This is a genomic window from Methylophilus sp. (genome assembly GCF_052437885.1).
Classification (GTDB): domain Bacteria; phylum Pseudomonadota; class Gammaproteobacteria; order Burkholderiales; family Methylophilaceae; genus Methylophilus.
In genome coordinates this window covers 292118-314170 of record NZ_JBQVPB010000002.1, presented here as the reverse complement: position 1 = coordinate 314170, position 22053 = coordinate 292118, and the positions used below count along the sequence as shown (strand labels likewise).

General features: G+C 53.0%; 19 protein-coding genes. 9 read left to right on the top strand and 10 right to left on the bottom strand.

Annotated elements, in window-relative coordinates; translation table 11 throughout:
- Positions 1-5 precede the first annotated feature (5 nt).
- The 6 genes from mutY to ACT6RZ_RS03265 all read right to left on the bottom strand — a co-directional run bounded on the left by mutY (position 6) and on the right by ACT6RZ_RS03265 (position 7650).
- Complete coding sequence (gene mutY / locus ACT6RZ_RS03290) at positions 6-1049, bottom strand: A/G-specific adenine glycosylase (RefSeq protein ID WP_444700758.1); 1044 nt, start codon at positions 1047-1049, stop codon at positions 6-8.
- A 1-nt stretch (position 1050) separates the two neighbouring features.
- The gene (locus tag ACT6RZ_RS03285; RefSeq protein ID WP_444700757.1) at positions 1051-3807 is read right to left on the bottom strand and encodes an AsmA family protein; all 2757 of its coding nucleotides are present in this window, start codon (positions 3805-3807) and stop codon (positions 1051-1053) included.
- Positions 3808-3838: 31 nt separating this feature from the next.
- A complete protein-coding gene (locus ACT6RZ_RS03280; protein WP_444700756.1) occupies positions 3839-4642 on the bottom strand; it encodes an undecaprenyl-diphosphate phosphatase in 804 nt (267 codons plus the stop codon).
- Positions 4643-4785: 143 nt separating this feature from the next.
- Complete coding sequence (locus tag ACT6RZ_RS03275; RefSeq protein WP_444700755.1) at positions 4786-5319, bottom strand: hypothetical protein; 534 nt, start codon at positions 5317-5319, stop codon at positions 4786-4788.
- Positions 5320-6137: 818 nt separating this feature from the next.
- Positions 6138-7148, bottom strand: a complete 1011-nt coding sequence (locus tag ACT6RZ_RS03270; RefSeq protein ID WP_444700754.1) for a CDP-6-deoxy-delta-3,4-glucoseen reductase — start codon at positions 7146-7148, stop codon at positions 6138-6140.
- Between the two features lie 46 nt (positions 7149-7194).
- Positions 7195-7650 (bottom strand): FxsA family protein, encoded by a 456-nt coding sequence (locus tag ACT6RZ_RS03265; RefSeq protein WP_444700753.1) that lies wholly within the window; start codon positions 7648-7650, stop codon positions 7195-7197.
- Between the two features lie 57 nt (positions 7651-7707).
- On the opposite strand from ACT6RZ_RS03265, the gene cutA reads away from it, so the two are divergent.
- The 8 genes from cutA (at position 7708) to ACT6RZ_RS03225 (ending at position 14749) form a co-directional block, all read left to right on the top strand.
- A complete protein-coding gene (cutA, locus tag ACT6RZ_RS03260; protein WP_444700752.1) occupies positions 7708-8010 on the top strand; it encodes a divalent-cation tolerance protein CutA in 303 nt (100 codons plus the stop codon).
- 33 nt (positions 8011-8043) lie between these two features.
- Complete coding sequence (dsbD, locus tag ACT6RZ_RS03255) at positions 8044-9849, top strand: protein-disulfide reductase DsbD (RefSeq protein WP_444700779.1); 1806 nt, start codon at positions 8044-8046, stop codon at positions 9847-9849.
- Positions 9842-10375, top strand: coding sequence for a TlpA family protein disulfide reductase (locus ACT6RZ_RS03250; RefSeq protein ID WP_444700751.1), 534 nt, complete (start codon positions 9842-9844; stop codon positions 10373-10375). The genes dsbD and ACT6RZ_RS03250 overlap by 8 nt, the downstream gene beginning before the upstream one ends.
- 194 nt (positions 10376-10569) lie before the next feature.
- Positions 10570-11007: a type II 3-dehydroquinate dehydratase gene (aroQ, locus tag ACT6RZ_RS03245; protein WP_444700750.1), complete on the top strand. Its 438-nt coding sequence runs from the start codon at positions 10570-10572 to the stop codon at positions 11005-11007.
- 26 nt (positions 11008-11033) lie between these two features.
- Positions 11034-11486 carry an acetyl-CoA carboxylase biotin carboxyl carrier protein gene (gene accB / locus ACT6RZ_RS03240; RefSeq protein WP_444700749.1) on the top strand — a complete coding sequence of 151 codons (453 nt, stop codon included), beginning with the start codon at positions 11034-11036 and terminating at the stop codon, positions 11484-11486.
- Positions 11487-11493: 7 nt separating this feature from the next.
- Positions 11494-12843 carry an acetyl-CoA carboxylase biotin carboxylase subunit gene (gene accC / locus ACT6RZ_RS03235; RefSeq protein WP_442585198.1) on the top strand — a complete coding sequence of 450 codons (1350 nt, stop codon included), beginning with the start codon at positions 11494-11496 and terminating at the stop codon, positions 12841-12843.
- Positions 12844-12845: 2 nt separating this feature from the next.
- The gene (gene prmA / locus ACT6RZ_RS03230; RefSeq protein WP_444700748.1) at positions 12846-13748 is read left to right on the top strand and encodes a 50S ribosomal protein L11 methyltransferase; all 903 of its coding nucleotides are present in this window, start codon (positions 12846-12848) and stop codon (positions 13746-13748) included.
- Positions 13739-14749, top strand: a complete 1011-nt coding sequence (locus tag ACT6RZ_RS03225) for a DUF3426 domain-containing protein (protein WP_444700747.1) — start codon at positions 13739-13741, stop codon at positions 14747-14749. Before prmA ends, ACT6RZ_RS03225 begins: the two co-directional genes overlap by 10 nt.
- 11 nt (positions 14750-14760) lie before the next feature.
- Here the strand turns inward: ACT6RZ_RS03225 and ACT6RZ_RS03220 are convergent, their stop codons facing one another.
- Positions 14761-15666: a hydrogen peroxide-inducible genes activator gene (locus ACT6RZ_RS03220; RefSeq protein WP_444700746.1), complete on the bottom strand. Its 906-nt coding sequence runs from the start codon at positions 15664-15666 to the stop codon at positions 14761-14763.
- Positions 15667-15956: 290 nt separating this feature from the next.
- Between ACT6RZ_RS03220 and katG the strand changes: the two genes are divergently transcribed.
- Complete coding sequence (gene katG / locus ACT6RZ_RS03215) at positions 15957-18179, top strand: catalase/peroxidase HPI (protein ID WP_444700745.1); 2223 nt, start codon at positions 15957-15959, stop codon at positions 18177-18179.
- Positions 18180-18284: 105 nt separating this feature from the next.
- Here katG and ACT6RZ_RS03210 read toward each other — a convergent pair whose 3' ends face one another.
- The 3 genes from ACT6RZ_RS03210 to ACT6RZ_RS03200 form a co-directional block, all read right to left on the bottom strand.
- The gene (locus ACT6RZ_RS03210) at positions 18285-19544 is read right to left on the bottom strand and encodes an AmpG family muropeptide MFS transporter (RefSeq protein ID WP_444700744.1); all 1260 of its coding nucleotides are present in this window, start codon (positions 19542-19544) and stop codon (positions 18285-18287) included.
- 114 nt (positions 19545-19658) lie between these two features.
- Positions 19659-19979, bottom strand: coding sequence for a c-type cytochrome (locus ACT6RZ_RS03205; protein WP_444700743.1), 321 nt, complete (start codon positions 19977-19979; stop codon positions 19659-19661).
- A 23-nt stretch (positions 19980-20002) separates the two neighbouring features.
- Positions 20003-21871 carry a methanol/ethanol family PQQ-dependent dehydrogenase gene (locus ACT6RZ_RS03200; RefSeq protein WP_444700742.1) on the bottom strand — a complete coding sequence of 623 codons (1869 nt, stop codon included), beginning with the start codon at positions 21869-21871 and terminating at the stop codon, positions 20003-20005.
- Positions 21872-22053: the final 182 nt, after the last annotated feature.

The following is a 22053-nucleotide window of genomic DNA, read 5'->3' as shown; positions in this document are numbered from 1 at the left end:
CAGCTTCAATAACGTGATTGCTGCAGCGTTTTCAGCAATGTACGCACCGGGGTAGGCAGCGCTGCCGTGATAGCATCAGCCAGCGGCAACCATTGCAAATGCGCTGGTAACACAGGCCGTTCGCCTATCAGCTGTAACGGTTGCGGTGTGATTTCCAGTTTAAAGTGCGTAAAGGTATGCCATAGCACCGGCAACCCTTCCAGCGACTCTGCCTGCATGCCATACCTTTCCTGCGTCTGCTGCACCGAGATCTGGTCTGGCTGACATTCAGGAAAGCTCCATAAACCACCCCATATGCCTTTATCAGGGCGCTTTTCTAGCAGTATCTCTCCACCATCCAGAATCATCAGCATGGTCGTTTGTTTTTCGGGGATAGCCTTGCGCGGTTTAGAGACCGGCAGCTGCGCGACGCGCTGTTGCTGAAAAGCCTGGCATTCGCCCTGCATAGGGCAATCGTGACAGCGCGGCTTGCTGCGGGTACATAATGTGGCACCGAAATCCATCAGCCCCTGGATATAAGCAGGCAGATTTTTTGCCGGCAGCAGGCTTTCTGCCAATGTCCACAAGCGCTTTTCAATCAGTGGCAGCCCTGGCCAGCCATCAACTGCATGCAGTCGTGCCAGCACCCGTTTAACATTGCCATCCAGAATGGTTTGCGGCTGCTGAAAAGAAAATACCGAGATTGCAGCGGCGGTAGAACGGCCTATGCCTTTGAGGGTTTGAATCTGGGTAAAATCTTGCGGAAAGATACCGCCATGCTCACGCATAATGGTTTGTGCCGCATGGTGCAGGTTACGGGCGCGGGAATAATAGCCCAGGCCACTCCAGTGTTGCATCACTTCATCCTGGCTGGCCCCGGCCAGACTGGCAATGGTAGGGAACCGCGCCATAAAACGGCCGTAATAGCCTATCACTGCACTCACCTGCGTTTGCTGCAACATGATCTCCGAAACCCACACCGCATACGGGTCGCGCGTTTGCTGCCACGGCAGATCATGCCTGCCATGCACTTGCTGCCAGGCGATCAGTTTTTCTGCGAAAACACTCACTTTAGAAATTGAGCAGCTTTTTCAAAGCCTTTTGTTTTAATTTATCCGCAGGCTTTTCTTCTGCGGGCTTGGCTTCTTCAGGACTTTTCTCAGATTCGGATTTGGCGGCTTCGCCTTCTGCATTTTTTGCAGCAGACTTGCCGTTTAACAGGCCCTTCAAAACGTCGGCCTTGTTTTCGCCACCGATCAGGGATTTCACTGCGCCGGCCTTGTCGCCACCCAGCTTGTCAGTCAACGCATCCAGGGCGGCAGATTTGGCCAAGGCCTGGCCCAAAGCGGCCATATCTATGCCAAACTTGGGCGCAGCGAATGTGCCAGTGACTTTGATTGGCACGCCTATACCGGCAAGTTGCTCGGCGTCTTTACCGCCTTGCCCTTTCAGGGTGTTGACCAATGTCGGCTTGGCAAGATAGTTGATTTGTTCCTTGCCAATATCGATATCGCCCTTGCTCTCGCCTTTAGGCAGGCGGAAGATCGGTGCTTTCATCGCCAGATCATCATTATGGGCAACGCCATTTTTAATATTGAATGTCGCGGTCAGTTCACTGAAATCTGTCTTTTTATTATCGTCTGCCACTGTATTCGACTGGCCTTTTAACAGACTCAGTTTAGCTTTGGCGTCCCGGATAGTCCCCGCCAGATCAAAGCCCTTAACGGCGCCATCGGCCATGCGTAAATCAACCGAGCCGCCCAGTGACTTTTTTAGGGCGGTCACCGTATTACCTTGTGCTGTGACATCCAGAGTGACATTACCCGTGCCAGAAAGCATATCGTTATTAATGGTATCCACCAGCAAGGGGCCAACCGCGATATTCTGCAGCGACTGTTTGATGGTGAAGGCAGGGTTGGCGCGCGCGTCTACACTCACTGCGCCACGCACTGTGCCTTGGTAGACGTCCACATTCAGTGGCTCCAGGCTCGCCAGCCCATCCTGCGCTTTAAGGCCGATATTCAGGTTTTTGGCTTCGGTCTTGCCATATTTCAACCAGCCGATGCGGATGCTACCTTGCGCATTCAAGGCTTTTAACGCGGACAGATCCAAAGGTTGCTCTTCATTAGCCGCCGTTTTCGCCACCGGTTTATTTTCAGTCGCAACGGCCGTTTTTGGCTGCTCCGGTAAATATCGGTTCAAATCCAGCTTGTCTATATTCAGATCAAACGTATACAGCGGCTTGTTAAACTGACTGATGCCTACATTGCCATGAATACGCGATTCATCCAGTTTGACATCCAGCCCCTGCAGCGCCAGCTTCTGGCCATCAGCCTTGATGCCCACATTTAAGCCAGTCAGCGTATATGGGCTATACAGGATCTTGCCGATATTGATGCTGCCATCCAGGAATAAGGTTTTTAACGCGCTCAGATCAGCAGCTTGCGCCGGTTTTGTGTCAGCTTTGGCAGTGCTGGTGGTTGCAGGTGCGCTGTTTTTAGCCTTGCCAGTGCCCAGCAAAGCGTTCAGGTTCAAGGTATCCGCGTGCACCTTAAAGCCGATATGCGGCGTTTTAAAGCCAGCCACACTCACATCGCCGTTCAACCTGGTTTCTGCCAGATTTAAATCAAAACTGGTTTTCACTTTTTCCTGCTTGACGTCGGCATTGGCCGAGAGTTTGAACTGGCCTTGCATGGCGCCGTTAGGCAATGCCGGGTCTTTGATATCAAACTTGCCCGCCAGCGCAGGCACATCAAAAATCATATCCGCCAGGTTGGCTTTCACCGGCGATTCAAAGTGACCATCTACCTTGCGGGCGCCGGCATTGACTTTCACATCGGCGGTGATGCCCTTGCTTTCAACTGCCTGCTGATTGCCTTTCAGCTCAGCCAGCACCACATCAAGGTTGAAATCACCCTGTGCATCCTGCTGTTTAAGCGCCAATATGACTTTTTCGCTGGCGATCTGCTTGGGGTTCACCGCCAAAGCCGGCGCCTGCAAACTGACATCACGCTTGGCACCATTGAATTCGCCCTGCATGGCGAGTTTCAAGCCGGAGACGTTCAGCGCCGTTTGCGCGGCATCGATATCCACCGCGCCCTGTGCAGTGACATTCACGTCCTTGCCATCCAGCAATGCGCCTTTCAGGCTGGCATCCAGGCCTTTGACCACAAAGTGTTTGGCTTCCGGGTCTACCATCACATTGGCTTTGATCTTAGCCAGGGCATCCACCACCGGCTGATTCGCCACCAGATGAAAATCTGCCGCCAGGTCAAACGGTGTCTTCACCGCGACTTGCCCAGTGGTCAGATTAAACTGGTCTACACTATATTTCGCACCGCTGGCTTCGTTGATAAAACTGGCCTGGGTATTGGTGATCTTGACGCCCTGCACATCAAAATTGATCTGCTCTGACTCTTGCTCTTCTTTGCTCAGCAGATCGTCAAAGTTAAAACTGCCATCGGCATGCTGTATCACATTGACCTGCGCACCATCCAGGTAAACGGTATCGACCACGATCTCTTTTCTCAGCAGCGGCAGTATTGCCAACGCGACTTTGGCGCCCTTGATGGCAGCAAACTGCTTATCTGACTGGTGCTCGGACAAAGTGAGCTCACCGAGGTCGGCGCCTATCTTGGGCCAGAAACTCAGCTTGATTTCGCCCTTGATATCCAGCGTGCGCTGTTTTTTGTCTTTGACTAACTGGATCACGGTAGCCTTGTAATCGTTAGGGTCAAAAGTCACGGCCAGGTAAACAACCAACAGCAAAACCAGGCCAATAACAGCAGCCACTGCGTAGAGGATCTTCTTCAGAAGTGTATTTTTCATTCATTACACCTTTAAGTGGACACTAAACAAGTTAATGCGCAAAAAACAATAAAATCAGGATACCGAACACGATGCGGTACCAGGCAAACACGGCGAAAGAATGCTGGCCGACAAATTTAATCAACGCCCGTATGACCACCAGCGCAGACAAAAATGCCGTGACAAAGCCGATCAGGAAAATAAATGCATCATCCAGAGATAACAGATCCCGCGCTTTGAGCAGGTCATAGCCGGTCGCCGCAAACATGATAGGCAAGGCCAGAAAGAAAGAAAATTCGGTAGCTGTTTGCCGCCCCAGGCCAAAACACATGCCGCCCAGAATCGTCGCGCCAGAACGTGACACACCTGGGATCAGCGCCAGTGCCTGCGCAAAACCGATCTGCAAGGCCTGCTTGGCACTGATATGGTCGATATCCTGCACCTTGCCGGCCGGAACGAATCTCTCTATCAGCAAGATCAGTATGCCGCCAACGATCAGCGCGATGCCAACGGTGAAAGATGAAAACAGGAATTCTTTGATTTCGTGATGAAAAGCCAGGCCAAGAAGAGCCGCAGGCAGGAAAGCGATAAACAGGTTACGCACCAGGTGTTGCGCATTAGGGTCGGTTTGAATACGTTGTACCGTGTGCACCAGCCGTTGCCTGAACTCAACGCAGACTGCCAGTACTGCGCCCAGCTGGATCATGATTTCAAACACATCACGTTTATCTTTATCCAGAAAATTCAGCCATTCACCTGCAATAATCAAATGTCCGGTACTGCTTACGGGTATAAATTCGGTCGCGCCTTCGACCAGGCCCATGATGATGGCCTTCAGCATTAAGTAAATATCCATGCTTGTATTCTAGCAGACACTGCAAACCAGATTAGGGGGTGTTGGTAAAATTAGCGCAATCAGTCGCTGATCAGTGTCCGGGATTGATGTGTGTTATAGAGGTGCTTATTCTGGCGCAAGGTGTAGCAGGCTGCTTTGAATGGTCAGGCATTAGTGGACGACTTCATGCGATGCAATGCATAGGTACCTCGTACCGCACCCACAAAGCACAGCAAGATGATGATTGCACTAAACATACTTCCACCATTAACAGCATTGCTTGCGATCTGATCAATTTTCTCAATTAAAAAACAGACCAAGCCCGCTACTGCTGCGAACCTGCTTCGTTTGTAAAGGCCAAACGCTACAGCAGCAAAGATGGCTGAATCAACAAATACCCATGCGCTTATCGAATTATTGCCCACTCTAATCTCGCCGGTACTGGCAGCTATTGTCGCAACTATGGCAATAACTGCTGAAACTACAACTGCCGCCCACATGCCGCGCTTGGTTGCTTCCTCCGCCAACTCAGCTGTAGAGACATCAGGCCACCACCAGTTGGTTTTGTTTAATTTGTCTTTTGTCTCTGCTTTCAGCTTAGGAACGTTATAGCCTGTAATATTCAAAAGATCGTTACCACAACGTATGCAGCGTGATGAATTTTCAATATTTTCTACACCACACCTTACACAATACATTTGAACACCTCTCCAAAATTATTATTTTATAAGCGTATTAATGCGCCTTTTATATAGCTCGATTATCCAGAAATTAAGTTGAAAGTAAAATATTAACAAATGAAACCTGCCAGGCACGTCAAACAGGGGCCGTTTAAAACCACCACGATGAAACTTCGGTTAAGTGCAAGGAGTTGAGGGCGCTCAGGAGTTGTGTCATCTAGGACCAACCCGCCAACGATCTTTCTGCTTTGCTTTTGATTTATTTTATTTCGCTGGTCGAGCGGGATACCATATGAAAAGCCTCCCCTCACTCACCGCGTAGTGTCTTTCCGGGTCCCCTATCTGACGCGCCGAGTAGCGGAGTCAAAATAAGGAGGAAGGGAGCGACTGTTTGAGTTCCGCGGTGGCCTGCGTTCTGTGCAGGCCGCTAGGGCGAGTTTCGCGACCGCTTATTTTGATGAGCAACGCAGGAAATAAGCGGAAGCTAGGGTGCCCTTTCTTTTGGTGTCTTTTCTTTGGGCACGCAAAGAAAAGACACTCGCCTAGGGGCGAAAGAAAGCGCTGAACCAGATCACTGAACCACCCAGAAATACCTAATTACAACGTCTAACATAGTTGCTTAATTGCAACCAAGCTAAGCATGTACATTGCCTGGATTCCGGCCTCCGCCGGAATGACGGGTGAATATAGCGTCTACCAATTACGCATAACCCTACCGCTACGGACAAACCATGCTAATCAAAACACACCTTAAGCATGCAAAGAAAAGTAACTAGCCGAGTGGCAAAAACAACGTTTCTTAGGAAAAAGCCTTAACTCCAGGCGATAACGAAGGCTTATTTCGGCGCAAACGTAAACGCATCACTATAAAACTCCTCCTCCGGCAAGCCCTGTGCAACAAAGGTTTCTTTCGCAATATCCACCATGCCCGGTGCGCCACATACATAAACCTCAAAGCCACTCAGATCCGCATGGTCTTCGAGCACCGCCTGGTGCACCAGGCCACGGCGGCCGCTCCAGCCATCCTGTGCCTGTCCCTCTGAAATCACCGGGATATAGCTGATATTCGGCATGAATTCCGCCCAGCGCTGGCAAAGCTCATCCATATACAGGTCGCTTGGCTGACGGGCACCTCGGTATAGCAGCACTGGCCGCTGGATATTCTGGTAAATCATATGCTCCAGCATGCCCTTGATAGGCGCAAAGCCGGTGCCACCAGCGACCATGATGACGGGCTTTGCATTTTGCTCGCGCAGGAAAAAGCTGCCCAGCGGCGCTTCTACGCGCAGTATGGTTTTCAAGGGCATCTCGTTGAACACTTGCTCGGTAAAGTGCCCGCCCGCGATCTTGCGGATATGCAGTTCGATAAAGCCAGACTCATGCGGCGCATTGGCGATAGAAAATGCGCGCCGGCGGCCATCTTTAAGCAAAAATTCAATATATTGCCCGGCCTTGAATATGAGGGGTTCTGTGCCTGGCAATTGCAGGTGCAGCACCATGACATCGTCGCTGACTTGCTCTTTTTTCTGCACGCGCACCGGGAGTATGCGCGGCTTGATGCCTTGCACCATATCGATCTGACGGCATTCGATCACCAGGTCTTCCAGCGGTCTGGCGCAACAGAATAAGGCTTGCCCGCTCGCCAGTTCTGCATCGCTCATGGCACTGCCCTGATAGTCGTCGTGGTAGACCTTGCCGGTGAGTACTTTGCCTTTGCAGGCACCGCAGGCGCCGTTGCGACAGCCATAAGGCATGTTGATGCCAGCCTCTATCGCCGCTTCCAGCACGGTCTGGCTGGGGCGCACATCAAAAGTGTGGCCGCTGTTTTCTATCAATACACGGTTCATGGCTTTATATTGTCAGGGGTTATCTGAGGAGCGGGGTTTAAATAGCCTAATCTTTTCCTGGCAGGCGCACTACTTTGTCATTAGACTTGGTTTCATTGACTTCAGTATATTCGCCTTCTATCGCTTCGTCATTGGCGCTGGCGCGATAATCAAAATTGGCCTGATTGGAGGCTTTGCCTGAAGTGGGGCCATTGCTCGGGATCAACAGCAACACTACTGCGATCACATCACTGATGACGCCAGGGATAAGCAGCAATACACCGGCGAACATATTGCGTGCGGTTGAGAACATGGCAGAGATCGGGTTGCCGCCGGCGCCTAATTGCTGAAACATGCGTGCGGCGATCAGGTCTTTTTCACTGCGTATCAGCTGCAGACCAAGATAGCCTATGATCAGCAGGTAAGCGAGCACCCACCAACCATAGCGCTGGCTGAGTTCGATCAAGATCGCTATCTCCAGAAACGGAAAAGCCAGTAAAATAGCAAAGATGATAAAACGCATGTCAGTAATCCTGTTGATGAGTCAGCGCGCATGACGCCGGAAAAGGAAATTATAATCGTGTTTATCCATGTGCCGGATATGGCGTGCGCAGAAAGCATGGCTCACGCGCTGGTTAATGAACAGTTGGCGGCATGTGTGAATATTTCAAGCCCTGTGAGATCGGTTTATCGCTGGCAAGGGCAGGTCGAGACAGCGCATGAGATCGCATTAAGCATTAAAACCCAGCGTCAGGGCTATGCCAGACTGGCTGAAAGAATACGTGCTTTGCATCCTTATGAACTTCCCGAGATTGTAGCTATCCATGTGAACGAGGGTTTGCCGGAATACCTGCGTTGGGTAGCGGCTGAAACGCTGGCATAAGACTGGTGTTGAGATAAAGGTGCGGCAAACATGATGACTAACTGGATCAGAGCGTGGGTGACCCTGGCGGTGCTGCTGGCAACGGCGGTGACTGTGCAGGCAGACACAGGATTCTCGCAGCTGTTTACCAATGATGACTCGCAAGAGTTCCTGCCGGTGGATAAAGCTTTCAAGGTTGAGGCCGGGCTGGTAGACCAGACGCATGCGCAGATCAAATTCGTGATTGCGCCCGGCCATTATTTATACAGAGAGCGCATACAGCTGGTATTGCCTGCGGGTGAAACGGCGCAAATCAGCTTGCCGGCTGGTGAAGCAAAAAATGACCCCAATTTCGGCCAGCAGCAGGTGTTTCATCATGACACAGCGGCTGAAGTTGCTTTTGCCGGTGCCGCCCCTGCCGTGCTGCAGATCCGCTATCAAGGCTGCAGCGAAAAAGGCCTGTGTTACCCGCCACAAACCAAATCACTGGCATTAACCCCGCTGGCGGCCTCGGCCACGTCGGCAACCTCAACCAGTACCGGCACGCCACCTGCGCTGGATGATGAGGACGGTGTTTCCGAGAAATTACTGTCTTCCGGCCACTGGTGGCAAATCGTCGCCGGTTTCTTTGGCGCCGGGCTGCTGCTGGCTTTCACGCCATGCGTATTCCCCATGATCCCTATCTTGTCAGGCATCATAGTCGGTAAAAACGCGCAATCTTCCCGCGCCAAAGCATTTACTTTATCACTCGCCTATACCCTGGGCATGTGCCTGACTTATACCCTGGCGGGGGTGGCAGCCGGATTGTCCGGCCAGCTGTTGAACAATGCGCTGCAAACGCCGCTGGCGTTAACGGCGGGGGCACTGATCTTTGTCGCCCTGTCTTTTTCCATGTTTGGTTTTTATGAGCTGAAACTGCCAAGTGCAGTAGAAAATGCTTTTTTTAACTGGAGCCACCGCTTTAAAGGCGGCCATCTGCTCAGTGATTTCCTGATGGGCGCCATCTCCGCGCTGATCATCAGCCCTTGTGTGGCTGCGCCGCTGGCAGGGGCGTTGCTGTATATCAGCCAGACGCATGATGTGGTGCTGGGGGCTGTTGCACTGTTCTCACTCTCGTTAGGCATGGGCGTGCCCTTATTATTGATCGGTGCCTCTGCCGGTTCTGTGCTGCCCAAAGCCGGTGCCTGGATGAATAGCATACGCCGCCTGTTCGGAGTGTTGATGCTGGGGGTCGCCATCTGGGTGATCAGCCCGATATTGCCGGTGACAGTACAAATGCTGTTGTGGGCGCTGCTGTGCATCGTGCCGGCGATCTATTTACGTGCCATAGACCCGTTACCCGCCACGGCCGACACTGCACAAAGGTTGAGCAAAGGCGCGGCGGTGTTTTTGCTGTTGTATGGGGTCGCTCTGCTGATAGGGGCCTGGTCAGGCGCCAGTTCGCCGTTAAAACCGTTGCAGAATATCGCCTCTGGCGACCACACCAGTAGCCAGGCGCTGCGTTTCCAGCGCGTGCATAGCGTGCAGGAGCTGGAGCAGGCGGTGCGGGCCGCGCAAGGCAAGCGCGTGATGCTGGATTTCTACGCCGACTGGTGCGTCTCGTGCAAAGAATATGAGCAATTCGTGTTCAGCCAGCCCAAGGTGCAGGCCGAGCTGAGTCAGACCGTGCTGCTGCAGGCAGATGTAACGGCCAACAATGCGCAGGATGCCGCATTACTGAAAAAATTCGAGTTGTTCGGCCCGCCCGGCATCGTGTTTTTCAATGCGCAGGGCCAGCCCATGCAGCCTGTCATCAAAGGCTATCATGATGCTGACCGTTTCCTGAACATATTGCGTGCACTGGGAGCAGCCCATGCGTAACGTGGCCCGCGTGGTGATGACACTGTTGCTGGTGGTGGTGCTGGGTAGTGGTTTCCGCTGGTTCTACCTGAACCGGCACCAGTTTCTGGCCACAGACAGCACATTGCCGGATCAATCGGCAGTCGCCACTCTGTGGAACACCAGCCTGAGTGACCAAAAGGGCAAGTCTTATGCTTTGGCGCAATTTAAAGGCAAACCGCTGATCTTGAATTTCTGGGCGACCTGGTGCGAACCCTGCCGCGATGAAATGCCGGAGATCTCTGAACTTGCCAGCGCACATCCGCAGATCGCCGTACTGGGGGTGGCGATCGATGAAGCAGCAGCGGTGCATGAGTTTGTAGAAAGCACGCCGGTGTCTTATCCGCTGTTGATCGCAGAGAACGAAGGCATGCCTCTGGCAGAGCTTTTGGGTAACAATAAAGGCGTGTTGCCGTATACTGTGGTGGTGTCTGCACAAGGTGAAATCACCCATGTTTTCTTTGGTCGCGTCACGCGCGACATGCTGCAAAAAGCGCTCAACTTGTAGGATATCGCAACCCTGTTTGCGCACAGGGCAGTGCCGGGATGGCTGCATGTTCGGTGCAGGAATACCACAGTTAACAGCAGAATTGGCGATTTTTCACTTTTGCCTTAAACAAGAATTCTGCTGGACAAAATACAATAACTTCGGCAAACTTCGCGCCATGAAGGTTGTATATTTCTCTTTAAAAGGCATGTGAAATGGGCACCAAATCTATCCTGGTGATTCATGGACCCAATCTCAATATGCTTGGCACACGTGAGCCGCAGCATTATGGCAACCAGACCCTGGCAGATATAGACCAGGGGTTGCATGCACTTGCACGCGCTGATCAGGCGCGGCTTGAAACCTTTCAGAGCAATTCTGAAGCGGAGATCATTGAGAAGATACACGCATTGTCTGTCAACCGCGTCGATTATGTGATTATTAATCCTGCGGCTTTCACACATACTTCGGTGGCTATCCGTGATGCGATTTCAGCGGTCAAAGTACCGTTTATTGAAGTACACCTTTCAAATGTACATGCACGGGAGCCATTTCGGCATCACTCCTATTTCAGCGATATTGCGACGGCCGTTATCTGCGGTTTAGGCGCAGAAGGCTATTACGCCGCTTATCGCCATATCCAACAACTATAATTAAAACATTCTAAATCGAGGTTTCTATGGATTTACGCAAACTCAAAAAATTGATTGATCTGGTCGAGGAATCGGGAATTTCCGAACTGGAGCTGACCGAAGGTGAAGAAAAAGTACGTATCAGCCGCACCATTACTGGCGTTGCGCCAGTGACACAATATGTGGCTGCGCCGGCACCTGTTGCCGCTGCTGCTGCTGCGCCAGCCGCCGCACCGGCTGCGAGTGCACCAGCCCCTGAGCTGGAAGGTAAAATAGTGAAATCACCTATGGTGGGCACTTTCTACCGTGCTTCGTCTCCTGATGCGAAAGCGTTTGTCGATGTAGGCAGCAGCATCAATGCCGGTGAGACCGTATGTATCATCGAGGCCATGAAACTGCTCAATGAAATTGAGAGTGAATACGCTGGTGTGATTAAAAAGATTTTCGTTGAAAACGGTCAGCCTGTGGAATACGGCGAACCATTATTCCTGATTGGTTAAGCCGCCTATGTTTGAAAAAATTCTGATTGCCAACCGCGGAGAGATAGCGCTGCGCGTGCAGCGTGCCTGCCGTGAATTGGGGATTAAAACCGTTGCCGTGCACTCCGAGGCTGATCGCGATGCCAAGTACGTCAAACTGGCTGATGAGTCTGTCTGTATCGGCCCGGCACCATCCGCTAAAAGTTATCTGAATATTCCGGCGGTGATCAGCGCTGCCGAAGTCACAGATGCACAGGCGATACACCCGGGTTATGGCTTTTTGTCCGAAAACGCCGATTTTGCCGAACGCGTGGAGCAAAGCGGGTTTGTATTTATTGGGCCGCGTGCTGACACTATCCGCCTGATGGGCGACAAGGTTTCTGCCAAGGATGCGATGAAAAAAGCCGGCGTACCTTGTGTACCTGGTTCTGACGGCGCTTTGCCTGACGACCCGGCAGAGATCATCAGGACCGCCAAACGTGTGGGCTACCCGGTGATCATCAAGGCCGCTGGTGGCGGTGGTGGCCGTGGCATGCGAGTGGTGCATACTGAAGCGGCATTGTTGAATGCAGTCAATATGACTAAAGCCGAGGCGCAAAGTGCGTTTGGCAACCCAGTGGTTTACATGGAAAAATTCCTGGAAAACCCGCGCCATATCGAGATCCAGATCCTGGCCGATGAGCATGGCAACGCAGTTTACCTGGGTGACCGTGACTGTTCCATGCAGCGTCGCCATCAGAAGATCATTGAAGAAGCGCCTTCGCCGTTATTGCCGGCAAGATTACGCGACAAGATAGGCGAACGTTGTGCCGAAGCCTGCCGCAAGATCAAATACCGTGGTGCCGGCACTTTCGAGTTCCTGTACGAGAACGGCGAGTTCTATTTTATTGAAATGAACACCCGTTTGCAGGTCGAGCATACCGTGACAGAAATGATCACCGGCATAGACCTGGTGCAACAGCAGATCTTTATTGCCGCTGGTGAAAAACTGCCGTTCCGTCAGCGTGACATCGTGCTGAATGGCCATGCCATCGAGTGCCGCATCAACGCAGAAGACCCGTATACCTTTGTGCCATCACCTGGTTTCATTAACCGTTTCCATATGCCGGGCGGCCCTGGTGTACGTATGGATACCCATGTTTATGGCGGTTATACCGTGCCTCCGCACTATGATTCCATGATAGGCAAGCTGATCACGCATGGTGCAACGCGCGAGCAGGCGATCGCCAGGATGCGTGTGGCCTTGTCCGAAATGAATGTAGAAGGCATTAAGACCAATACTGCCTTGCACTCTGACCTGATGGCCGATCTGGCCTTTCAGCAGGGCGGCACCAGCATTCACTACCTGGAGCAGAAGCTGGGTATCAGCTCTAAATAATTGTGCATTGGTTGTTACTTAAAATTCAGTCGACCGAGCCTCAGGCAGAGTCGCTCAGCGATGTGCTGATGGAGCATGGCGCGTTATCGGTCAGTATTGAAGATGCGCATGCCGACACCCTGGCCGAACAGGCCATTTTCGGCGAGCCGGGGGATCCACCGCCCGGTATCTGGCAACAGAATATCGTGACTGCCATGCTGGATGATGCAGCCGATGTGCAGGCGCTACTGGCGACGGTGCAGGCAGAATTACAGCTGGACGGCCTGAAATATCAGCTGGAGCAGATCGAGGAGCAGGATTGGGTGCGTGCCACCCAGGCGCAATTTGATCCTATCCGGGTGACGGATGATTTGTGGATAGTACCCTCCTGGCACCAGGCACCGAATGCACAAGCGATCAACATCGTGCTCGACCCCGGTCTGGCATTCGGCACCGGCAGCCACCCAACCACGCATTTATGTTTGAGCTGGCTGGCACAGTTACCCAAAACCGAGTTGCAACAGGCGAATGTACTGGATTACGGCTGCGGGTCCGGCATTCTCGCCATCGCCGCCAGCAAACTGGGCGCCGGTGAGGTGATAGGCGTGGATATTGATACGCAGGCGGTGATCGCCAGCCGCGACAATGCAGCCAATAACCAGGTCAGCGCGGTGTTTTATGATTCGGCAGACTACCTGCATGAACCGTTCGACATCGTGGTCGCCAATATTCTTTCCAGTGCCTTGATGGTATTGGCACCGGTGATCGCTAAATCTTGCAAAAATGGCGGCAAAGTTGCATTATCCGGCATATTGGATAGCCAGCAGGGAATGTTGCTGACACGTTACTCAGAATGGTTTGAAATGGATGCCCCCATCCAGCAAGATGGATGGGTCTTGCTGACGGGAAGCAGAAAATGTCTCTAATCACCGAATGCCCTGCCTGTTTTACACAATTTGAAGTCAACGACGAGCAACTGCAAGCCTATGCGGGCAAAGTGCGTTGTGGCGAATGCAACCATGTGTTTGATGCGCGATCTGCACTGGTTGCAGAAACTGAGCCAGCCGAACCTGCAATCACAGAGGTCGTACCAGCCAGCCCTGAAGAAATCGTAGCGATAGAATCTGAATCTATAGAAACCCGCATCGTAGAGGCCGAGAATGCGGAAGTCGCAATTTCAGCAGAGCCCTATGCGGAGCCCCAGGCAGAATTCCAGCCAGCGCCGCCTGCCACACTGGATAGCCCCACCCAGGAATTAGAATCCGCCAGCCAGGCAGACACCACACAAGCAGACACCAGGCAGGCAGAAATAGACCCCCAGCCCGACCTAACAGAACCAGCCCCGGTTGTGCCGTGGAATCTGGGTCATGCGCCAGAAAATGATACCGCCATCCCGGCATTTTTACGCAATGTCTCTTTTGACCAAGACCGCCAGCCCCTGCCAGAGAAAACCGCGCTACCCTGGGTTTTCCCGCTGCTCTCCGGCCTGTTGCTAGTCGCCATCCTGCTGCAACTGGTGTATTTCACGCGCACCAGCCTGGCGGCCAATTACCCCTCGACTAAACCCTGGTTGCAGGCTGCCTGCAAGGCGGTGCACTGTGCGGTGGCCCTGCCTAACGATATCACCCAGTTGACCATAGATGACGCCGATATTCAGGAGCACCGCGAGCGTGAAGGCGTATTGGTGTTTTCCAGCGTGCTGATCAATCATGGTGCGGTCGCGCAAGCTTATCCCATGATAGAGCTGACCCTGACCAATATGGCGGATGAGCCGGTATTACGCAAAACCCTGAAACCTGCTGAATATTTACCCGCCTCGGCCAAAGCGGCTGCAGGCCTGGCGGCGCAACAGGAACAAGCGGTGAAAACCACGCTGGGTATTGAAGAAAAAGCCGTGACCGGGTTCCGTGTCGCGATCGTCTATTAAACCCTGCTCAATCAGGCTTTGCTGCTGAGTTTTGCCTGCGCCCCGATGTCTGACATCACTTTTCCCAATACTTCTATCGCAGCGGTACGCACAAAGCTTTTGCGCCAGGCCAGGGCGATACGGCGGCTGGGAACCGGCTTGGTAAACGGGATCACCCGTATCAACGGGTTTTGGTAGCGCGCTACGGTCGCCATAGCCGGCAACACCGTGATGCCGAGGTTAGAAGCCACCATATTGCGTATGGTTTCCAGAGAATTACCCTGTAACACTTCGCCCTTGCGGCCCAGCTCCGGGCAAGCCTGCGTGACCTGGTTGCTAAAGCAATGGCCACTATTCAGCAGCAATACCTTCTCATTGCTCAACTCATCTGGATTGACTGTTTTACGCTGTGCCCAAGGGTGATTGGCCGGCACCACCACATTGAAATCTTCGTCATACAGCGGGGTGATCTCAATGCCAGGCACATTAAACGGTAAAGCCACCACCGCCGCATCGATCACGCCATTCCTTAACTGCTGCTCCAGCGTCGCGGTGATGTTTTCTTCTACTTCCAGCGGCATGTTGGGCGCTGTCCTCACCAGCGGCGGGATCATCTCCGGCAGCAGATAAGGGCCGACCGAGTGGATCATGCCCAGTTTGAACGGGCCATTGAGCGGGTCGTTACCATGCTTGGCCATTTCCTTGATCTTGGCCGCCTGTTCCAGCACGGTATTGGCCTGGGCAATGATCTGTTCGCCTATAGGCGTGGGCGTCACGTCGTTACGGTTGCGTTCAAAGATCAACAAGCCCAATTCTTCTTCCAGCTTTTTGATGCCCAGACTCAGGGCCGGCTGCGTGACAAAACATTTTTCCGCTGCCCGGCGAAAGTTGCGTTCCTGGGCCACTGCCAGCACAAATTTCAATTCAATCAAGGTCATGCCTGCTCCGCTAATCTGAGGGATAGCAGGGATTCTATATTGATTAATTTAACTAATCAATTAAATAAAAACACACAATTATACAAATGAAATTAAGCTGTCTAGAATGGCTGTCGTGCTAGGGGAAAACACCAGCGCAGAAAACAAGATTCAGACTGACACGCCTAACAACCCACAGCCCGAAATGGCTGGCAGGCATGACAGATTTTACTGATGGTATATTTTAAGTATGGGCAGCAGGAGCAACAGGCCGACCTACGCTTGAAATATAAAAATATAAAGGAGCAATCATGGCTACTCAAAACACAACTGATACTCAAAACACAAGCGATACTCAGCACACTTCTGGCGGAAAATGTCCGTTTCATCATGGCGCGAATACCGCCAGCAGCACCTCAAATACTGATTGGTGGCCGAATACCCTGAATCTGGATATCCTGCATCAGCAGGACAGCAAAACCAACCCGCTGGGCGAGCAGTTTGATTACGCAGCAGCATTCAAGCAACTGGATCTGGCTGCTGTGAAAGCCGACCTGCATGCCCTGATGACCGATAGTCAGGCGTGGTGGCCGGCCGACTGGGGCCATTATGGCGGCTTGATGATACGTCTGGCCTGGCATGCGGCCGGCACTTATCGCGTGGCAGATGGCCGTGGCGGTGCTGGCACCGGCAACCAGCGCTTCGCGCCACTGAACAGCTGGCCGGATAACGTCAACCTGGATAAAGCGCGACGCCTGCTGTGGCCGATCAAGAAAAAATACGGCAACCGGCTTTCGTGGGCCGACCTGATCGTGTTATCCGGCACCATCGCCTATGAATCCATGGGCCTGAAGATCTTTGGTTTTGCCGGTGGCCGTGCCGATATCTGGCATCCTGAAAAAGATATTTATTGGGGCAATGAAAAAGAGTGGCTGGCCAAAACCGGTGCCGAAGGCAGCCGCTATTCTGGCGAACGTGAGCTGGAAAACCCGCTGGCAGCGGTGATGATGGGGCTGATTTACGTCAACCCGGAAGGCGTGGATGGTAACCCCGACCCGTTGCGCACGGCAAAAGATATCCGTGAAACCTTTGCCCGCATGGCGATGAACGATGAAGAGACCGTGGCATTGACTGCCGGTGGCCATACCGTAGGTAAAGCGCATGGTAATGGCGCGGCTACCAACCTGGGGCCCAACCCTGAAGCAGCAACTATCGAAGAGCAAGGCATGGGCTGGAATAACCATACCAGCCGTGGCATCGGTCGTGATTCGGTCACCAGCGGTATCGAAGGTGCCTGGACCACGCATCCTACCCGTTGGGATAACGGTTATTTCAAGATGCTGTTTGAGCACGAATGGGCATTGAGCAAGAGCCCGGCAGGGGCATGGCAGTGGGAGCCGGTGAGCATCAAGGAGGAAGACAAACCAGTGGATGTGGAGGACCCTACCATCCGTTATAACCCTATCATGACCGATGCGGATATGGCGATGATCAAAGACCCCGCCTACCGCGAGATCTCCGAGCGTTTTTACCGTGACCAGGCCTATTTCTCCGAAGTATTCGCACGTGCCTGGTTCAAGCTGACGCACCGCGACCTCGGCCCCAAAGCACGTTATCTGGGGCCGGATGTACCGCAGGAAGACCTGATCTGGCAGGACCCGACACCTGCTGGCAATGCCAGCCTGAGCACGGCTGATATCGCGGCCCTGAAAGCGCAGATCCTGGCGAGCGGCTTAAGCACCGCTGAACTGGTAGCCACCGCCTGGGACAGTGCCCGCACTTTCCGTGCGTCGGATTATCGCGGCGGTGCCAACGGCGCACGCATACGGCTCGCGCCACAAAAAGACTGGCAAGGAAACGAGCCAGCCAGGTTGCAGAAAGTACTGGCGGTACTTGCCGGCATACAATCAGCGTTCAGCCAGCCTGTCAGCCTGGCAGACCTGATCGTGCTCGGTGGTTCTGCTGCCATAGAACAGGCAGCCAGCGCAGCAGGTGTGACGATAACAGTGCCTTTCGCACCAGGCAGGGGCGATGCCACAGACGACATGACCGATGCTGACTCTTTTGCGGTGCTGGAACCTGTGCATGATGGTTTCCGTAACTGGCAGAAGGCCGACTATGTGCCTACGGCTGAAGAACTGCTGCTGGATCGTAGCCAGCTGATGGGGTTGACCGCGCCGGAAATGACCGTGTTGATCGGTGGCTTGCGGGTGCTGGATACCAATTATGGCGCCAGCAGGCATGGTGTGTTTACCGATAGGCCGGGCGTGCTCAGCAATGATTTCTTTGTCAATCTGACTGATATGCGATACACCTGGAAGCCGGTAGCTGGCAATTTGTATGAAGTACGCGACCGCACTAGCGGCGCGCTGAAATGGACGGCGACCCGGGTCGATCTGGTGTTTGGTTCTAACTCTATCCTGCGTGCTTATGCAGAGCTGTATGCGCAGGACGATGCCAGACAGAAGTTCGTGCAGGATTTTGTGCAGGCCTGGACCAAGGTGATGAATGCAGATAGATTTGATCTGAAGTGATGGTGATGTAGCAAGAAAAAGCGCCCTGATTGATCAGGGCGCTTTTTTATTCGCTAGCAAGGCTGGTAAAGCAGAACAAGTGCGCTCACCCAGCCTGGCCCTCAGCTAAGCCAGGGAGCCATCACGTTGCCGCCATGGTGCTACCCTGAACAGCAGCAGCATGCCCGGGATAGCCAATAGCGTACACACATAAAAGAACTGTTCCCAACCCAGGCTCTCTACCATGCCACCAGTCAGCGCATTGAATATAGAGCGCGGTACTGCAGATAAGCTGGTGAATAATGCCAGTTGCGTCGCGGTATAAGCCGGGTTGGTCTCACGCGCCATATAGGCCACATAAGCGGCCGTGCCCAAACCGATGCCAAAAGCTTCTGCGCCTATCACGATCGCCAGCATGCTGCGTTCAGCGGCGCCTATCTCGATAAATGGGCCACTGTGCGCCAGCCAGGCAAAGCCAAGTATGGATAATGCCTGGACCACGCCGAATATCCACAAGCCGCGGTTGATGCCCAGCTTGAGCATCCATAAGCCACCGACGAAAGCGCCGGCGATCTGCATGACCAGGCCACTGCCTTTGGCGATGGCGCCGATATCGGTTTTGCTAAAGCCCATGTCGATATAAAACGGCGTGGCCAGGGCGGTAGCCATGCTGTCGCCCAGCTTGTAAAGCAGGATAAACAGCAACACCCATAGCGCGTACTGCCAGCCATTGCGGTGCATGAATTCTTTAAACGGTTCTACCACTGAAGCCAGCAAGGTCTTAGGCATACTGGTGGCGACAGGTTCTTGCGACCATAAGGTAAAGCCTATACCCGGCAGCATGAATAAAGCTACGATCAGAAATACCTGTGACCAGGCCATATGGTCGGCCAGTATCAGCGCAAGCGAGCCTGGCACCAGGCCGGCAATGCGGTAAGCGTTGACGTGTATGCTGTTGCCCAGGCCCAGCTCCTGGTCACTGAGGATCTCACGTCTATAGGCATCGATCACAATGTCCTGGCTGGCAGAGAATAAGGCCACCAGCGTTGCCAGCAATGCCACGGTAGAAATATCCAGTTGCGGCTGGCACATGCCCAGGCCTATGATGCTGGCGAATAAAGCCAGCTGGGTGGCCAGTATCCAGCTACGCCTGCGGCCAAGCCTGGCGAGCAAGGTGTATCTGTCCATCAACGGCGCCCACAAAAACTTCCAGGTATACGGCAGTTGCATAAAAGCAAAGGCGGCAATGGTTTTCAGATTGAGCCCCTCGCTGCGCAACCAGGCTGGTAATAATTGCAATAACAGATACAGCGGCAAGCCTGAACTGAAGCCCAGCGCCACACACATCAGCATGCGGCGGTTAAACAGAGTGTTTGTGATGGTCATGCCAGCATTGTAATCGCTTTTATTTGGCCGCCACGGGCAGCGCAAAAAAAAGCCAACCCTTGCGGGTTGGCACACTCGGAGATCAACTGGTATTACGTTACTTCGGTTAAAAGCCTACAGACTCAATATCCACTGGACCAGGGTCTTGATATCTTCGTCCTTCACTTGCGGGCTATTAGGCGGCATGGGCATATCACCCCATGCGCCACTACCCCCGGCTTTGACTTTCTGGATCAGCCTGGCTTCGGCTGATTTGTCGCCTTTATACTTGGCGGCCACCTCTTTATAAGCAGGTCCGAGGATTTTTTTATCTACGCCGTGGCACATCAGGCAATTGCTTTTCTGTGCCAGTGCTTCGGCGTTGCCTGCGGCCATGCCAGTAGCGGTCACGCCCAGCAGCGCAGTGATGGCCAGACTTTTGATGAATAAATGCATAGTGTCCCTTGAAAAAATAATGATTACAGACTGAATACGTTCATGGCGCCACCACCAGGGGCAGCGTTGTACTTGGTCAGTTCCTTGTAGCCCCCGGCAGCCCCCAGGCCATCGGTTTCATTGGTCAGGCCGAGGTTCATGGCTACCCCTGCCCAGCCGCCGATGCCAGACAATACCCCCACGTATTGTTTGCCTTTGTGGCCGTAGGTGATGACGTTGCCTACCACACCTGAACCTACCTGGAACTTCCACAGCTCTTTGCCGGTTTTGGCGTCCAGTGCTTTTACCCAGCGGTCCAGCGTACCGTAGAACACCAGGTCAGACGCCGTCACCAGCGCACCGCCCCAGGCAGAGAATTTCTCCTTGTTGTACCACTGTGATTTGCCTTTTAAGGCATCCCACGCCATAAAGCCGCCCATCACGCCGTCAGGCCCGGCAAACATAGTCAGAGTCGCCCCAACCCAGGGCTGGCCGGCCACGTATTTGGACTCAACCGGCTCATACGTCATGCAGACGTGGTTGAGTGGCACATAGAACATTTTGTTTTTGGGCGAGTAAGCAGCCGGTTGTTCGTCTTTCACTCCCAATGCCGAGGGGCAGATGCCGTGGGCGTTGTAATCCTGGTGGGTAGAAAACTTGGCATCTTTGACCGGGATGCCGGTTTTCAGGTCTATCTTGCTGGCCCAGTTGACGAAAGGATGCATTTTTTCTGCCACCAGCAAGCTGCCGTTGGTGCGGTCAAAGGTGTAGCCAAAGCCGTTGCGGTCAAAATGCGAGGCCAGTTGTTTGCCGTTGGCTTCCCACAGGATGATTTCGTTCATGCCGTCATAATCCCACTCGTCATGCGGGGTCATCTGGTAAGCCCAACGCGCCATGCCGGTGTCCAGGTCGCGCGCGAAGATCGTCATCGACCATTTGTTATCTCCGGGGCGCACGTCCGGGTTCCAGGTGCCGGGGTTGCCGGTGCCGTAGTACATCAGGTTGAGTTTAGCGTCATAGGAGTACCAGCCCCAGGTCGGGCCGCCGCCGTTCTGCCAGCCATCCTTTTGCTGTTGCGGTTTCAGCCAGGTGCGCACACCCAGGTCAGCTTCAGGGTATTTCAGTTGCGATTTATCCAGCGGCTTGAAAGAACCGCCCTCTTTGTTACCGCCGTTCACATCCTGGTAAACCGACAAAGCGCTGTAATGCGGGTTGTCTTTGTTAAAGTCTTTACCTATCAGCATCTCGCTATCCGGCCCGGTGCTATAGGCTTTCCATAACAGGCTACCGTCTTTGATGCTGTAGGCTGAAATATGGCAACGCACACCGAATTCGCCACCTGAACAGCCGGTGACTACCTTGTCTTTAAATACGTGCGGCACATTGGTATTGGCAGCACCTGTTTTCGGGTCGTTGACTTTCACGTCCCATAATTTGGCCCCGGTTTTCGCATCCAGCGCCACCAGCACACCATTATTCTGTTGCAGAAAGATCTTGCCGTCGCCGTAACCCAGGCCTTTGTTCACGTTGTCACAACACAAGACTGATTGCACATCCGGGTCCTGCTTGGGAAAATAAGACCACAGTATCTTCTGGTTATCGTCCAGGTTGAGCGCATATACATTGTTAGGAAACGCAGTGTGGATAAACATGGTGTTGCCTATGACCAGTGGCGCACCTTCATGACCACGGTTGACGCCGGTGGCGAACGACCATGCGTATTTAAGATTTTTAATATTGCTTTTATTAATTTGCGACAACTTGCTATAGCCCTGATTCGCGTAATCTTTACGCGCCATGGCCCACTGGTTATCGTCTTTCATTAAAGCATCCAGCTCTGCATTGGCCCATGCGCTGGTACTTAGGCTGCCCAGCAACAGTGCGCTGATGGCAAACTTGATTTGGTGTTGCATACATACCTCCAAAATGGTGTGTTTGAAGCTGGAATAAGTGATTTGCACGCCAGTAGGCAAAAGCTTCTTTTGCTACCTGCAGGGCAATGATTGCAACGCCTGTGCCAACAACGTGTTTTATTTGGGTTTATGAAAAAAATGAATTAAAATCAAACGGTTATTTATTGGTATCAGTGCTGGCA

Coding starts and splice junctions, on each gene's coding strand:
- ACT6RZ_RS03220 (WP_444700746.1), bottom strand. CDS start 15,666: ATGACCTTGATTGAATTGAAATTTGTGCTGGCAGTGGCCCAGGAACGC.
- katG (WP_444700745.1), top strand. CDS start 15,957: ATGGCTACTCAAAACACAACTGATACTCAAAACACAAGCGATACTCAG.
- dsbD (WP_444700779.1), top strand. CDS start 8,044: ATGACTAACTGGATCAGAGCGTGGGTGACCCTGGCGGTGCTGCTGGCA.
- ACT6RZ_RS03275 (WP_444700755.1), bottom strand. CDS start 5,319: ATGTATTGTGTAAGGTGTGGTGTAGAAAATATTGAAAATTCATCACGC.
- ACT6RZ_RS03270 (WP_444700754.1), bottom strand. CDS start 7,148: ATGAACCGTGTATTGATAGAAAACAGCGGCCACACTTTTGATGTGCGC.
- ACT6RZ_RS03250 (WP_444700751.1), top strand. CDS start 9,842: ATGCGTAACGTGGCCCGCGTGGTGATGACACTGTTGCTGGTGGTGGTG.
- ACT6RZ_RS03285 (WP_444700757.1), bottom strand. CDS start 3,807: ATGAAAAATACACTTCTGAAGAAGATCCTCTACGCAGTGGCTGCTGTT.
- ACT6RZ_RS03265 (WP_444700753.1), bottom strand. CDS start 7,650: ATGCGTTTTATCATCTTTGCTATTTTACTGGCTTTTCCGTTTCTGGAG.
- accC (WP_442585198.1), top strand. CDS start 11,494: ATGTTTGAAAAAATTCTGATTGCCAACCGCGGAGAGATAGCGCTGCGC.
- ACT6RZ_RS03225 (WP_444700747.1), top strand. CDS start 13,739: ATGTCTCTAATCACCGAATGCCCTGCCTGTTTTACACAATTTGAAGTC.
- accB (WP_444700749.1), top strand. CDS start 11,034: ATGGATTTACGCAAACTCAAAAAATTGATTGATCTGGTCGAGGAATCG.
- ACT6RZ_RS03200 (WP_444700742.1), bottom strand. CDS start 21,871: ATGCAACACCAAATCAAGTTTGCCATCAGCGCACTGTTGCTGGGCAGC.
- ACT6RZ_RS03205 (WP_444700743.1), bottom strand. CDS start 19,979: ATGCATTTATTCATCAAAAGTCTGGCCATCACTGCGCTGCTGGGCGTG.
- ACT6RZ_RS03280 (WP_444700756.1), bottom strand. CDS start 4,642: ATGGATATTTACTTAATGCTGAAGGCCATCATCATGGGCCTGGTCGAA.
- aroQ (WP_444700750.1), top strand. CDS start 10,570: ATGGGCACCAAATCTATCCTGGTGATTCATGGACCCAATCTCAATATG.
- ACT6RZ_RS03210 (WP_444700744.1), bottom strand. CDS start 19,544: ATGACCATCACAAACACTCTGTTTAACCGCCGCATGCTGATGTGTGTG.